At 74.8% G+C, this 12,749-nt stretch carries 12 protein-coding genes; 7 read left to right on the top strand and 5 right to left on the bottom strand.

Annotated elements, in window-relative coordinates:
• Positions 1 to 29 precede the first annotated feature (29 nt).
• Entirely contained in the window at positions 30 to 2,123 is a 2,094-nt protein-coding gene (locus tag ZF1_RS26940; protein ID WP_357438355.1) for a hypothetical protein, read from the top strand.
• Positions 2,124 to 2,126: 3 nt separating this feature from the next.
• Here ZF1_RS26940 and ZF1_RS26935 read toward each other — a convergent pair whose 3' ends face one another.
• The gene (locus ZF1_RS26935) at positions 2,127 to 2,465 is read right to left on the bottom strand and encodes a DUF3024 domain-containing protein (RefSeq protein WP_073576100.1); all 339 of its coding nucleotides are present in this window, start codon (positions 2,463 to 2,465) and stop codon (positions 2,127 to 2,129) included.
• 122 nt (positions 2,466 to 2,587) lie between these two features.
• Between ZF1_RS26935 and ZF1_RS26930 the strand changes: the two genes are divergently transcribed.
• Genes ZF1_RS26930 through ZF1_RS26915 form a run of 4 tightly spaced genes read left to right on the top strand, consistent with a single transcriptional unit; the run spans position 2,588 to position 7,180 of the window.
• The gene (locus tag ZF1_RS26930; protein ID WP_350590311.1) at positions 2,588 to 4,567 is read left to right on the top strand and encodes a serine hydrolase domain-containing protein; all 1,980 of its coding nucleotides are present in this window, start codon (positions 2,588 to 2,590) and stop codon (positions 4,565 to 4,567) included.
• A gap of 35 nt (positions 4,568 to 4,602) precedes the next feature.
• The gene (locus ZF1_RS26925) at positions 4,603 to 5,916 is read left to right on the top strand and encodes a sensor histidine kinase (RefSeq protein ID WP_073576098.1); all 1,314 of its coding nucleotides are present in this window, start codon (positions 4,603 to 4,605) and stop codon (positions 5,914 to 5,916) included.
• Positions 5,913 to 6,572, top strand: a complete 660-nt coding sequence (locus ZF1_RS26920) for a response regulator transcription factor (protein WP_073576097.1) — start codon at positions 5,913 to 5,915, stop codon at positions 6,570 to 6,572. Before ZF1_RS26925 ends, ZF1_RS26920 begins: the two co-directional genes overlap by 4 nt.
• A 26-nt stretch (positions 6,573 to 6,598) precedes the next feature.
• Entirely contained in the window at positions 6,599 to 7,180 is a 582-nt protein-coding gene (locus ZF1_RS26915) for a peroxidase-related enzyme (RefSeq protein WP_073576096.1), read from the top strand.
• Here ZF1_RS26915 and ZF1_RS26910 read toward each other — a convergent pair.
• The 4 genes from ZF1_RS26910 to ZF1_RS26895 all read right to left on the bottom strand — a co-directional run bounded on the left by ZF1_RS26910 (position 7,177) and on the right by ZF1_RS26895 (position 10,551).
• Positions 7,177 to 7,938, bottom strand: coding sequence for an amino acid ABC transporter ATP-binding protein (locus ZF1_RS26910; RefSeq protein WP_482638634.1), 762 nt, complete (start codon positions 7,936 to 7,938; stop codon positions 7,177 to 7,179). The genes ZF1_RS26915 and ZF1_RS26910 overlap by 4 nt on opposite strands.
• Positions 7,935 to 8,855: an amino acid ABC transporter permease gene (locus ZF1_RS26905; protein WP_208822769.1), complete on the bottom strand. Its 921-nt coding sequence runs from the start codon at positions 8,853 to 8,855 to the stop codon at positions 7,935 to 7,937. Before ZF1_RS26905 ends, ZF1_RS26910 begins: the two co-directional genes overlap by 4 nt.
• The gene (locus ZF1_RS26900; protein ID WP_482638633.1) at positions 8,848 to 9,600 is read right to left on the bottom strand and encodes an ABC transporter substrate-binding protein; all 753 of its coding nucleotides are present in this window, start codon (positions 9,598 to 9,600) and stop codon (positions 8,848 to 8,850) included. Before ZF1_RS26900 ends, ZF1_RS26905 begins: the two co-directional genes overlap by 8 nt.
• Before the next feature lie 153 nt (positions 9,601 to 9,753).
• A complete protein-coding gene (locus tag ZF1_RS26895) occupies positions 9,754 to 10,551 on the bottom strand; it encodes a transposase family protein (protein ID WP_161152599.1) in 798 nt (265 codons plus the stop codon).
• Between the two features lie 384 nt (positions 10,552 to 10,935).
• Here ZF1_RS26895 and ZF1_RS26890 point away from each other — a divergent pair, with 384 nt between their 5' ends.
• Both ZF1_RS26890 and pdhA read left to right on the top strand, forming a co-directional pair.
• The gene (locus ZF1_RS26890) at positions 10,936 to 11,301 is read left to right on the top strand and encodes an antitoxin (RefSeq protein ID WP_482638632.1); all 366 of its coding nucleotides are present in this window, start codon (positions 10,936 to 10,938) and stop codon (positions 11,299 to 11,301) included.
• 227 nt (positions 11,302 to 11,528) lie between these two features.
• Positions 11,529 to 12,743 carry a pyruvate dehydrogenase (acetyl-transferring) E1 component subunit alpha gene (gene pdhA / locus ZF1_RS26885; protein WP_476653156.1) on the top strand — a complete coding sequence of 405 codons (1,215 nt, stop codon included), beginning with the start codon at positions 11,529 to 11,531 and terminating at the stop codon, positions 12,741 to 12,743.
• Positions 12,744 to 12,749 lie beyond the last annotated feature (6 nt).

Here is a 12,749-nt window from a genome sequence, read left to right as displayed (position 1 = left end):
ACACAGGTACGGCGGAGGTGTGAGGCGAGATGCTGGACGTCCGGGTGTCCGAGGACACGGACATCGACGCGCTCGTCGCGTTCGTCGAACGGCTGGCGTCGGCCGGCCGCGGCGGAGCGGCACCGCGGACGGCGGCGGCGCGGATCACGGGCGACGTGCGCGCCGGCCGGGTGCCCGCCGGTCTGCGGACCCTGTCGACCGCGCTGGGGGCCGCGGCCCCGCCGCGCCCCGAGGAGGACCCCGCCCACCCGTCGACGTTGCTCGGCGTGGTGGCCGAGGAGCCGCTCGTCGTGCTCTCCGACACCAGCCCCGGCGAGCTCGCCAGGGCGCTGGCCGAGCTGACCGGCTACGGCATGCGCGTCCTGCTGACCGGTGCGCCTGCCGAGCGCGTCGCCGCGGTGCACGACGCGCTGCCGGCGAGCGTCGCGGGCCGCGTCGCCAGGTCGTTCCCGGAGCTGCCGGTTCCCGAGCTGCAGCGGCTGCGCCGCCTGCTCGCCCGGGTCGGCGCCGACCGCAACGCCCGGCGCGGCCAGCAGCTCCCCGACGTCGACGGCATGCCCGACCCGGCCGACGTCGCGGGCTGCTGCGAGCGGGCCGGACGGGTCGTGGCCGGGGCCGAGACCGGTGAGGCCCGGATCGTCCCCGGCCTGCTGCGCGACCTCGACGCCGACCGGCGCGGCGCCGTCACCCAGGTCGCCCGCTGCGTGCTGCGCTCGCTGGAGACCATCGCCGCGGCCCCGGACGCCGACCGGCTGCGCGAGGTCGTCGGCCGCCTGGTCCACCAGGGCCTGCGCGCCGAGTTCGAGGCGCTCCAGGGGCACTCCGCCCGCCAGCGCGACGACCGCGCCCGCTACGCCGCAGGCCCCGCGATCGAGATCGTGGAGCCGCTGCCCCAGGGCGGCGCCGACGTGATCCGCCGCTACGTGGACTTCCTCGACTCCGGCGGCCGGACCCGGTCCTACTTCCGCCCGCAGGAGCAGAAGGACGCCGAGCCGCACCTGCGCCGCTTCCGCGTCGCCGGTGAGGCCCCGCAGAACCACGACCACGTGGTCGCGATCGTCCACCACCTCGACCTGACCCGCCGCGACGACGAGATCGCGCGGCTGTGCTCGATGCTGGGGCTGCCGATCCCGCGGGACCCCTCCGAGCTGCCCGCGCTCACCGACACCCTGGACCGGGTGGCGGCGACCGCACGGTCGGTCGGCGCGCTCCGCCACGACGTGCTGTTCCTGCAGCAGGACTCCCCGGTCTCGGTGCCGGACCTGGCCGCCGCGGAGCGGGTCGCCCGCGCGATCGTCGACTACGACGAGCACGGCGACCCCGCCGAGGCCGCCGACGAGCTGGAGCGCCTGGCCGCCACCTGCGCCGACCGGGTGCCCGACGGGGCACGGGCCCCGGAGCACGAGGCCGTCGTCGCGGCGCTGCGGGCGCACGACCCGCAGGCCTACACCGACGCGTGCGAGGAGCTCGACCGCGCCCGGCGCGAGGTCGCCGACCGGGACGAGCTGGACCGGCTGCTCGGCGAGCTCGCCGGGACCCACCCACAGCTCGCCGAGACCTGGGCGGCCGACGCCGGCCGCGGCGTCCCGGGCTTCGGCCTGGTCGTCTCCGAGCCCGTCGACGACGTCCTCGGCACGCTGCCCCCGGCGGACACCGCCGACCTGGTGGTCGTGCTGGGTGCGGGTGCGATGCAGGCCGACGGGCTGCTGCTGACCGCGGCGGCGCCGCGGATGCTCGCCGTCGTCGGGGACGAGCCGCGGGCAGCCTCGTCCGGGACGACCCTGCTCGAGGTGCTGAACCAGGCCTCGGCGCGGTTCCTACGCGGCACCGGGGACCGCACCGCCGCCGTGCGGCCGGACCCCGCGGTCCCGGTCGTCCCGCCGCTGTCGTCGGTGCCCGCCGCCCGTACGGCCGCGGAGGCACCGGAGGTCCCGGTCGCCGTCCCGGTGCAGGCCGGACCGGTCACCGCCCACGAGGCGGTCGAGACGCCGGTGCCCGCACCGCGCCCGGCCCCGCGCGGGTCGGACACGGCGCCGCGCGACGACGAGCCGTCCCGCCCGTCGACGCCGTCGGCCATGGCCCCGGGCCCGCGCCCGGCCGTCACGGGCGGTCGGGAGGACTGAGCGTCAGCTGCTCGCGCGGATCCCGTCGGCGACCTGCGCGAGCAGCACGAACGGGTCGGTGTCCGGCGGTCCCGCCGGCTGCCAGCGCTGCCCCGAGCCGGGGTCGGCGACGCGGTACAGCGTCCAGCTGCCCGGCCCGGGGTCGTCGGCCCGCAGCTGCGCCAGCGCCGTCGACGACCACGCCGTACCCAGTTCCGGGAACGCGGGCGGCCGGCGGTCGAGGATCGTGACGGTGCTGCCGGCCGTGGTGTAGGCGATCCGGCGCCGGTCGCTCTCGCCGTCGGGTACCTGCTCGGTGCACCAGGTCGCGAGCTGCGTACGGACCTGCTCCGGGACTCCCATGGCGCGACATGGTCCCCGATGGGGCCTCGCGCGCGGAAGGCCGGCCTCCGTCGGAGGTCGTAGGCCGCAGTGCCGACCCGCGCCCGATGTGCCGGGGACGCGTTCCGGCGAGGCTCGACGGCATGATCACCGCATGCCGGACCGGCGGCCCGCCCCGCCGCGGCCCCGCCGCCGTCGCCCTGCTCGTCGTGCTGGTCGCGGCCCTGGTCGGCGGCTGCGGGTCCCCGGCCGCGCCGGCTCCGGACCCGGCCCCGCGGGCGGCCGTCCCGACCGCTCCGCTCGGCCCCGCCGACGTCGGCGCCTGGCTGGACGGCCTCGTCCCCGCCGCGCTCGACCGGACCGGGATCGCCGGGGCCGCGGTCACCATCGTCCGCGACGGGCAGGTCCTCGCCACCCGCGGCTACGGCTCGGCCGGGCCGGGCAGACCCGTCGACCCCGACCGGACGCTGTTCCGGGTCGGGTCGGTGTCGAAGGTGGCCACCGCGGTCGCCGTGCTGCAGCTCGCCGACCGCGGCCTGGTCGACCTCGACGCCGACGTCCGCCGCTACCTCGACATCGACGTGCCGATGCCCCGAGGCCCGGTGACCCTGCGGAACCTGCTGAGCCACACCGCGGGCTTCGAGGAGCAGATCCGCGGCCTCATCCGCGCCGCGCCGGGCGGCCCGTCGCTGCGGGAGTTCCTCGCCACCGACCCACCCGAGCAGGTCGGCACCCCCGGCACCGTGCCGTCGTACTCCAACTACGGCTACGGCCTGGCCGGGTACGTCGTCGAGCGGGTCACCGGGGAGCCCTTCGAGCGCTACGTGCAGCGCGAGGTGCTCGACCGTGCCGGCATGACGACCGCGACCTTCGACCAGCCGCTGCCCGCGGCCGCCGCCGGGGCGATGTCGGAGGGCTACACCAGCGTCGACGCCCCGCCGGCACCGTTCGAGTTCGTCAGCCCGGCCCCGGCCGGGTCGCTCAGCGCGTCGGCCACCGACATGGGCCGGTTCGCCTCGGCCCTGCTCGGCGCGCCCGGTTCGACCCCACTGCTCTCCCCCGCCGCGTGGGCGCTGATGCAGCGTCCGGCGCTGGGCCCGGACACCCTCGGCGCGCTCGCCGACGGGCCGCGGATGGCACCCGGCCTGTTCGACGAGAGCCGCAACGGCCACCCCGTCCTCGGCCACGGCGGCGACACCCAGTGGTTCCACTCGCACCTGCAGTTGTATCCGGCCGAGCGGATCGGCGTGTTCGTCACGACGAACAGCAGCGGGCGTGGCGGCGCGGACACGCTGGAGCTGCGGCGCGCGGTGACCGAGGGGTTCACCGACCGCTACCTGCCCGGCACGGCGGGCCCGGCGCCCGCCCCGGACGCCGGCACCCCGGCCCGGGCCGCCGCGATCGCGGGCACCTACGAGTCGGCGCGCCGGTCGGCGAGCACCTTCATGGGCGCGATGAACCTGATGGGGCAGATGCGGGTGGCGGCCCGTCCGGACGGCACGCTGCTGGTCTCCCCCGCCCCGAACGACGTCCGTCCGGCCGCCTACGCCGAGGTCCGGCCCGGGCTGTGGCGGGAGGTCGGCGGCCAGCGGCTGCTGACCGTGCGCACCGACGTCGACGGCCGGGTCACCGCGCTGGGCCACGACGCGGCGTTCACCGAGCTGCCGGTCGGCCCGCTGCGCGACGCGGCGCTGCTCGGCACGGTGCTGGCCGGTTCGGTCGTGGTGCTGCTCGGCGCGCTGGTCGCCTGGCCCGCGGGGGCGCTGTGGCGGCGCCGGTACGGCGTCGTCGTCGCGGCCCGGCCGCGGACCGACCGGGTCCTGCACGGCCTCACCCGGGCGGCGGCGGTGGCCGCGCTCGTCGCGCTCGCGGGCTGGGTGGTCTCGGTGCTCGCGATCGCGTCGCTGGGCGACGTGCCGCTCCCGGTCCTGCGCGGGCTCCAGGTGCTCCAGTGGATCGGGCTGGCGGGCGTGCCCGTCGCGGCGGCCGGGGTGGTCACCGCGCTGCGCGCCCGGGCCGGCGGGTGGCCGGTGACCGGCCGGGTGCTGCTGCTGGTCGCGCTGACCGGCGTCGCGGTGGTGGCGGTCGTGGCGGGCCTGCTGCTGCCGAGCCTCACCTACTGAGCCCTACGATCACCCCACCCGAGGCCGGAGACCCCATGCACCCGCACCCCGAACCGCCGCCCCGCACGGGCGCGGACCGGCTCGACGCCCGGCTCACCGCGCTCGGCCTGGCCGGACCGCGACGCCGCGACGCCGCGCTGGCCGTGCTCGTCGCGGCCGGGACGCTCGCGGTGGTCACCCCGGTGGTACTGGCACCGGGCCCGGCCGCGGAGCTGGGCCTGGCGCCGGGCACGGCGGCGCTGGCCCTGGGGGTGGTGACCGTGCAGAACCTGCTGCTGGCGCTGCGCCGCACCGCCCCGGCGGTCTGCCTGGCGCTGACGGTCGGCCTGGAGCTGGTGAACGTCGTCCTGCTGCCGGTGGGTGCGGCCCTGCGGGGCCCGGCGACAGCGGTCGCGGCCGGCACCTGCGGGTCCCGGCTCCCGACGCGACGGGCCGGTGTCCTGGTCGGCGCGGCGGCGGTCGTCGAGACCACCGTGGTGCTCACCGGGATCGCGGTGCGACCGTCCGACAGTGCGCTGCTCGGCGCGGCCGGGCTGGTCGTCGCCCAGGTGCTGTCGGCGGTCCTGGTCTACGGCGGCCCGCTGCTGCTGGGCGTGTACCTGCGGACCCGGCGTCGCTACGCCGAGCTCGACCGGGTGCACACCGCCGGTGTCGTCGCGGCGTACCGGGAACGGGCGGACGCCGCCGTCGCCCGGGAGCGGGCGCGGATGGCCCGCGAGCTGCACGACGTCGCCGCGCACCACCTGTCGGCGATGGTCGTGCAGGCCGCGGTGGTCGAGCGGCTGGTGGACCGGGACCCGGACGAGGCGCGCCGGACGGCGTCCCGGCTGCGGGAGCAGGGTCGCCGCACCCTGCACGACCTGCGTCTGGTCGTCGGAGCGTTGCGGGAGCCGGGGGCGGGCGGCGCCGAGGCCGACGCCCCGGTCCCCGGTCTCGCCGAGCTCGACGGGCTCGTGGAACAGGCCCGGGAGCTGGGCGGGCCGGTGGAGCTGGTCCGGCGCGGGGACCCGGGCGAGCCGTCCCCGGTCGCCGACGTCACCTGCTACCGGGTGGTGCAGGAGGCACTGGCCAACGCCCGTGAGCACGCCGCCGGCGCCCCGGTCCGGGTGACCGTGACCCACGCCGACGGCCGGGTCGCCGTCGAGGTGGTGAACGGCCCCGCGCGTGGTACCCCGCCGGAGTCCGGCAGCGCGCCGGGCACCCGGGGGTTCGGGCTGGCCGGGATGCGTGAGCGGGCACAGCTGGTCGGCGGGACGTTCGAGGCGGGCCGGACCGGCGACGACGGCTGGCGGGTCCGCCTGGTCGTCCCGCACGATCCCGGCCCGGAGACCGGAGGGGGACGCGCGTGATCAGGGTGGTGCTGGCCGACGACCAGGCGGTGGTCCGGGCCGGGTTCCGGATGTTCCTGGAGCTGGCCGGTGACGTCGAGGTCGTCGGCGAGGCGTCGAGCGGGCCGGAGGCCGTCGCGCTGGTGCGCGCACACCGGCCCGACGTCGTCTGCATGGACGTCCGGATGCCCGGTGGCAACGGGCTCGTCGCGACCCGGGAGATCACCGGCCTCGACGACCCGGTCCCGGCTGTCCTCGTCGTCACCACCTTCGACCTCGACGACTACGTGTTCGGCGCGCTGGAGGCGGGCGCGAGCGGGTTCGTCCTGAAGGACACCCACCCCGACGACCTCGTCGACGCCGTCCGCCGACTCGCCCGCGGCGACGGGCTGATCGACCAGACCGTCACCCGCCGGGTGATCGCCGAGTTCGCGCGTCGCCGCCCCGCCCCGGACGCTGCGCCCGACGGCGGGGTCGCCCCGCTGACCCCGCGCGAGACCGAGATCGTGCGGATGCTGGCCCGCGGGCTGTCCAACGCCGAGATCGCCGACGAGCTGGTCGTCGAGACGTCCACGGTCAAGTCGCACCTGGGCCGGGCGATGGCGAAGATCGGGACCCGGGACCGGCTGCAGACCGTGGTGTGGGCCTACCGGACCGGCGTCGCCGCTCCCGGCTGACGGCCCGGACGGCTAGCGTCCGCGTCATGGCACAGCACGAGGTGAGCAGGTTCGGGCACGTCGACCCCGACGGGCTCCCGCCGGACCTGGCGGAGCGGATCGGCGCGATCGCGGAGCGGTCGGGGTTCGTCCCGAACGTGTTCCGCGCACTGGGGCGGCGCCCACGGGAGCTGCGGGCGTTCCTGGACTACCACGACGCGCTGATGGACTCCGACGACGGACTGTCCAAGGCCGAGCGCGAACTGGTCGTCGTCGCCACCTCGGGGGCGAACAACTGCACCTACTGCGTCGTCGCGCACGGCGCGATCCTCCGGGTCCGCTACAAGGACCCGGAGATCGCCGACCGCGTCGCGACCAACCCCTACGCCGTGGAGCTGTCGGAGCGCGAGCGCGCGATCGTCGACCTCGCCCTGCTGGTCGCCCGGAACTCCGAGGCCCTCACCGAGGCCGACCTCGACGACGCCCGCGCCGCGGGGCTGTCCGAGGACGAGATCTGGGACGTCGGCGCGATCACCGCGCTGTTCGCGATGTCGAACCGGCTCGCGCACCTGACCGCGCTGCGCCCCAACCCGGAGTTCTTCCTGATGGGGCGCATCCCCCGCGGTTAGAGCACCTTCGACAGGAACGCGCGGGTGCGCTCCTCCTGCGGGTCGGAGAGCACCGCGCGCGGGTCGCCCGACTCGACGATCCGGCCGTCGTCCATGAACACCAGCGCGTCGCCGACCTCGCGGGCGAAACCCATCTCGTGGGTCACGACGATCATCGTCATGCCCTCGCGGGCCAGCTCGCGCATCACGTCGAGCACCTCGCCGACCAGCTCCGGGTCGAGCGCCGAGGTCGGCTCGTCGAACAGCATCAGCTTCGGCTGCATGGCCAGCGCCCTGGCGATCGCCACGCGCTGCTGCTGCCCGCCGGACAGTTGCGCGGGGTAGGCGTGGGCCCGGTCGGCCAGCCCGACCCGGCCGAGCAGCTCCACGGCCCGCTTCCGTGCGGTCGCGCGGGACTCCCGGCGGACGACGACCGGTGCCTCCATCACGTTCTCCGCCGCGGTGCGGTGCGGGAACAGGTTGAAGCGCTGGAACACCATGCCGATCTCGCGGCGCTGCCTGCCGAGCGCGGAGTCGCGCAGCCGGTACAGCCTCCCGTTCTCCTCGCGCAGCCCCATGAGCTCGCCGCCCACCCAGAGCCGCCCGGTGTCGATCGTCTCGAGGTGGTTGATGCAGCGCAGCAGCGTGGACTTGCCCGAGCCGGACGGCCCGATCACGCAGCAGACCTGCCCGGGCTCGACGACGAGGTCGACGCCGCGGAGCACCTCGACGTCGCCGAAGCTCTTGCCGACCGTCTCGGCGCGGACCATCGGGGTCACGAGGTCTTCCCTCCCGTCCGGAACGAGAACAGCCGCACCAGCGGGGTCGCCTCGGTGACGGCACCGGCGACTCCGCGGCCGTAGCGGCGTTCGATGACCCGCTGACCGGCGGTGAGCAGCGAGGTCAGCAGCAGGTACCAGGCCGCGGCCACGATCAGCAGCGGGATGGTCTGGAAGTTCGTCGAGTAGATCCGCTGCACCGAGGTGAGCAGCTCGGTGTAGCCGATGACGACGACCAGCGACGTCGTCTTCAGCATGCCGATGGTCTCGTTGCCGGTCGGCGGGATGATCACCCGCATCGCCTGCGGGAGCACCACCCGGCGCAGCGTCTGGGCGCGGGTCATGCCGAGCGCCCCGGCGGCCTCGCTCTGGCCCTGGTCGACCGACTGGATGCCGCCGCGCACGATCTCGGCCATGTAGGCGGCCTCGTTCAGCCCGAGGCCCAGCAGGCACGCCAGGAACGGCGTGATCAGTGAGTTCGTGTCGAACACGACGAACTCCGGGCCGAACGGGATGCCCAGCGACAGGTTCGGGTAGAGCGCCGACAGGAAGCTCCAGAACAGCAGCTGGGCGATCAGCGGGGTACCGCGGAACAGCCACAGGTACACCCCGGCCACCCCGGACAGCACCGGGTTCGGCGAGAGCCGCATGACGGCCAGCCCGACGCCGCCGACGATGCCGATCAGCATCGACAGCACGGTGAGCACGAGGGTGTTCGCCAAGCCGTTCAGCACCGGCGCGGAGAACAGGTACTGGGCGACGATCGGCCACCCGAAGTTCTCATTGGTCAGCAGGGTGTTGACCAGCATCGCGCCCAGGACCGCGAGCACCGCGATCGCGACCCACCGTCCGGGGTGCCGGACGGCGACCGCGTCGCGGGGCTCGGGGCGGGCGCCGGTGGTCGCCGGCTCAGCCACCGTTGATCGAGGACGTGGCGATGGCGCCGTTGGCGACGTTCCACTTGTCGAGGATCTTCTTGTAGGTGCCGTCGTCGATCAGCGACTGGACGGCGCCCTGCACTGCCTGGGCGTACTGGCCGTCGTTCTTCTTCAGCGCGACGCCGTACGGGGCGGTGTCGTAGGGCTGCCCGACGACCTCGACGGCGCCGTTCGTGGTGGTCTGCGCGTAGGCCGCGACCGGGGAGTCGGCGAGCATCGCGACGATCCGGTTCGAGTTCAGCGCGAGCGTCACGTCGGTCTGGGCCTGCAGCTCGGTCACCTGGATGGCCGGCTTGCCCTCGTCGGTGCACTTCCTGGTGCGGGCCTGCACGTCCTCGACCTGCACGGTGCCCTGCTGGACGCCGACGGCCTTGCCGCAGAGGTCGTTCGGGTCGATCCCGTCCGGGTTGCCCTTGCGGGTGGCGAGGCTGGTGCCCGCGGAGAAGTAGCCGACCATGTCGAGCACCTTGGTGCGCTCGTCGTTGATGGTGAACGACGAGATGCCGGCCTCGTAGCGGCCCCCGGTGATGCCCGGGATGATCCCGGAGAACTGGCTCTGCTCGAACTTCGCGGTCAGCCCCAGCTTCTGGGCGATGGCGTTGCCGAGGTCGACCTCCATCCCGATGATTGTGGTGCCGTCGGGTGCGGTGAACTCGTTCGGCGGGTAGGTCGGGTCGGTGCCGACGACCCACGTGCCGTCCTGCCGCACCTCGGCCGGCACCATCGCGGCGAGCCGGTCGTCCTTGGCGACGGCCGGGATCGGAGCATCGGTGCCGGTGGCCTCGGCGGAACCGCCTCCCCCGCTGCCGTCGCGCCGGCGCCACAGCCGGTCAGGACCAGTGCGGTCAGTGCGGACAGTGAGCCTTTGCCAACCTGATCAAGTGTTGGCGATCATGAGGGTCTGAACTGCGGCGATGAGCGCTGCGGCCTGGTTCGGGCTGGAGCGGATCTTGCGCAGGACCTTCCAGGTCTTCAGCTCGGCGTTGACCCGCTCGCCCGGCCCGCGACGGCGGGCGTGCGCGGCGTTGACCGCCTTCTGGTTCACCGACAAGGGTCGGTAACGACCGGTGTCGGGGTCGAGGCGCCGACGGCGCTGCGGGACCGCGACCGTAGGCCCGGCACCCTGGTAGGCGGTGTCGCCGGCGGCCGGGATCGCGTACTCGGTGAGCGCGTCGATGATGCCGTGCTCGCGGGCTGCGCCCATGTCGTGACGGGCCCCGGGCAGCGGCGGGGAGATCCACACCAACCGGCCGACCGGGTCGGCGATGACCTGCACGTTCAGCCCGTGGCATTTGTGCTTGCCCGAGTAGAACCCCCGGTCATAGCCGCTCGCCATGCCGACCCGGTCGATGCGCAGCAGGGTCCCGTCGATGATCACGAACGCTTTGCGCGCCGCGACCTGCATCGCTTGCTCCAGGGTCGGGGCCATCGCAGCGAGCAGGTCGATGGCCTCGCGCAGGTAGCGGTACACCGTGGAGGTCCCGACCTTGAATCCGCAGGCCAGCTGGGCGTAGGTGTCACCGGTGCGCAGGTGCGCCACGACCAGCAGGGCTTGACGGCCCGGGGTGAGCCTGCGCCAGCGGGTCGCGCGTTCGCGGCGGTGACGACGCAGCAGCGTGCTGACCATCTTCAGCGTGTGGGTGGACACGGTCATCCCGGACGGGTAGGACAGCACCTTGAAGCTCCTGGTCGGACGGATTGGTCTCAGCAACCGCTCGTCTACCAGGAGCTTCACCCCTTCGAGGTCACGCCACGCCGCACACGCTCTGACCTGCCCGTCCGTCAGGTTGGCAAAGGCTCAGTGCGATCCCGGTCAGGGAGCGGACGCTGCGGGTCCTCGCGGTCGTCATGCGGTTGCCTTCCAGGTGAGGCGGGGTCGAACGGCGGGGATCCTGCCACCTGTCGGCGGGTCACCGCCGCCCGCACGGTCGATCCGTTACGTGCTCGTCGCACGCCGGTGGAACGCCGCGCCGGTCCGTGCCCGTTCGCCTACTGTTGGTGCGACGACCCAGCGCCGCGGTCCGACGCGGTGCCGCATTCGTCACGGAGGTCCTCGACGATGTCGCTGTTCCGCAGACTCACCGTTCTGGCAGGAGCGGTCGAGGCCGCCCGCCGCTACGCCCGGTCCAACCCGGACAAGGCGGGCAAGGCCCTCGACTCCGCCGCCCAGTTCGTCGACAAGCAGACCAAGGGCAAGTACACGAACCAGATCGCCGGGGCCGCGCGCAAGGCGAAGGACGCGGCGGGCATCCCGCAGCCCGGCTACGGCTACGGCGCGCCGGGCACCACCCCGCCCGCCCCGGGCCGCCCGGCCGCCGGGAACCCGCCGTACCCGGCGGGCGGTGCGGACGCGCCGACGCAGCGCACCTCGCAGCAGCCCCCGGCGTTCCCGCCGCCGGACCCGGAGCGCCCGCACGGCGCCTGACCCGCTCCCGCGACGGTCCCGGCCGGGTGCCGGGACCGTCGTCTGTGGACGTCCGACGGTCCGTCGTCCACCCGTCGACCTGCGGGGCACCGGTTCTCCTCGGGGCCGGTGACGTGCCAGGATCGGCGGTGACGCGCCTGCGCGTCCCGGGGCCCGCACCACCCGCACGGGCCCGGAGCCGACGCTCCCGGGCGTGACCCCGCCCGGTGCGACCGAGGAGGTCTGCCGTGGACGTACCCCAGGCGTGGATACCGACCGATCCGCGATCCCGGCCCAGCCACGACCAGGTCGTCGCCGGGCTGAAGGGCGTCGACGAGGGCGGGCCGGAGCTCGTCCAGCTGCTCACCCCCGAGGGCGAGCGGGTGCCCGACGAGCGTTTCGACCGCTACGCCGCCGACATCACCGCCGAGGACCTGCAGTCGCTCTACCGCGACCTCGTCCTGGTCCGGCGGGCCGACCGCGAGGGGAACTCCCTGCAGCGCCAGGGCGAGCTCGGCCTCTGGGTGCCGCTGCTCGGCCAGGAGGCCGCGCAGGTCGGCTCCGGCCGCGCGCTCGCACCCGAGGACATGTGTTTCCCCAGCTACCGCGAGCACGGCGTCGCCTGGTGCCGCGGGGTCGACCCGACCGAGCTGCTCGGCATCTTCCGCGGCACCGACCACGGCACCTGGGACCCGGTCGCGACCCGGTTCCACCCGTACACGATCGTCATCGGCAACCAGTGCCTCAACGCCGCCGGGTACGCGATGGGCCAGCGCTTCGAGTCGAAGGTCGGCGGCGGTGCCGCTGGGGTCGGCTCCGCCGACGGTGACACCGGAGAGGCCACCATCTGCTACTTCGGCGACGGCGCCACGAGCCAGGGCGACGTCCACGAGGGCTTCGTCTGGGCCGCCGCCTACGACGCGCCGCTGGTCTTCTTCTGCCAGAACAACCAGTGGGCGATCTCGGTGCCGGCCGAGCGCCAGACCCGGGTGCCGCTCTACCAGCGCGCCCGCGGTTACGGCTTCCCCGGCGTCCGGGTGGACGGCAACGACGTCCTCGCCAGCCTCGCCGTCACCCGCTGGGCGCTCGACGAGTGCCGCACCGGCAACGGCCCGGTGCTGATCGAGGCGTTCACCTACCGGATGGACTCCCACACCACCTCCGACGACGCGACCCGCTACCGGCTCGCCGACGAGGTCGAGCTGTGGAAGCTCAAGGACCCGATCGAGCGGGTCCGGGTGCACCTGGCCCGCCGGCACGGCGTCGGCGCCGACTTCTTCGACGCCGTCGAGGCCGAGGCCGACGAGCTCGGCGAGCGGATGCGGGCGTTCTGCCGGGCGATGCCCCAGCCCGGTCCGGAGCGGATGTTCTCCCAGGTCTACGCCGAGGCGTCGCCGACGGTGGAGCGCCAGCGCGAGGAGTTCCTGGCCTACCACGCGTCGTTCGCGGACCAGGAGGACTGAGCCGTG

It is taken from the genome of Pseudonocardia sp. ZF1 (genome assembly GCF_056835605.1).
This window is presented reverse-complemented; position numbering and strand designations above follow the sequence as displayed.

What these genes read in the sequence shown, in the direction of transcription:
- ZF1_RS26890 (WP_482638632.1), top strand. Translation starts at nt 10,936, where the DNA reads ATGTCGCTGTTCCGCAGACTCACCGTTCTGGCAGGAGCGGTCGAGGCC.
- ZF1_RS26915 (WP_073576096.1), top strand. Translation starts at nt 6,599, where the DNA reads ATGGCACAGCACGAGGTGAGCAGGTTCGGGCACGTCGACCCCGACGGG.
- ZF1_RS26925 (WP_073576098.1), top strand. Translation starts at nt 4,603, where the DNA reads ATGCACCCGCACCCCGAACCGCCGCCCCGCACGGGCGCGGACCGGCTC.
- ZF1_RS26900 (WP_482638633.1), bottom strand. Translation starts at nt 9,600, where the DNA reads ATGGTGCCGGCCGAGGTGCGGCAGGACGGCACGTGGGTCGTCGGCACC.
- ZF1_RS26935 (WP_073576100.1), bottom strand. Translation starts at nt 2,465, where the DNA reads ATGGGAGTCCCGGAGCAGGTCCGTACGCAGCTCGCGACCTGGTGCACC.
- ZF1_RS26940 (WP_357438355.1), top strand. Translation starts at nt 30, where the DNA reads ATGCTGGACGTCCGGGTGTCCGAGGACACGGACATCGACGCGCTCGTC.
- ZF1_RS26930 (WP_350590311.1), top strand. Translation starts at nt 2,588, where the DNA reads ATGATCACCGCATGCCGGACCGGCGGCCCGCCCCGCCGCGGCCCCGCC.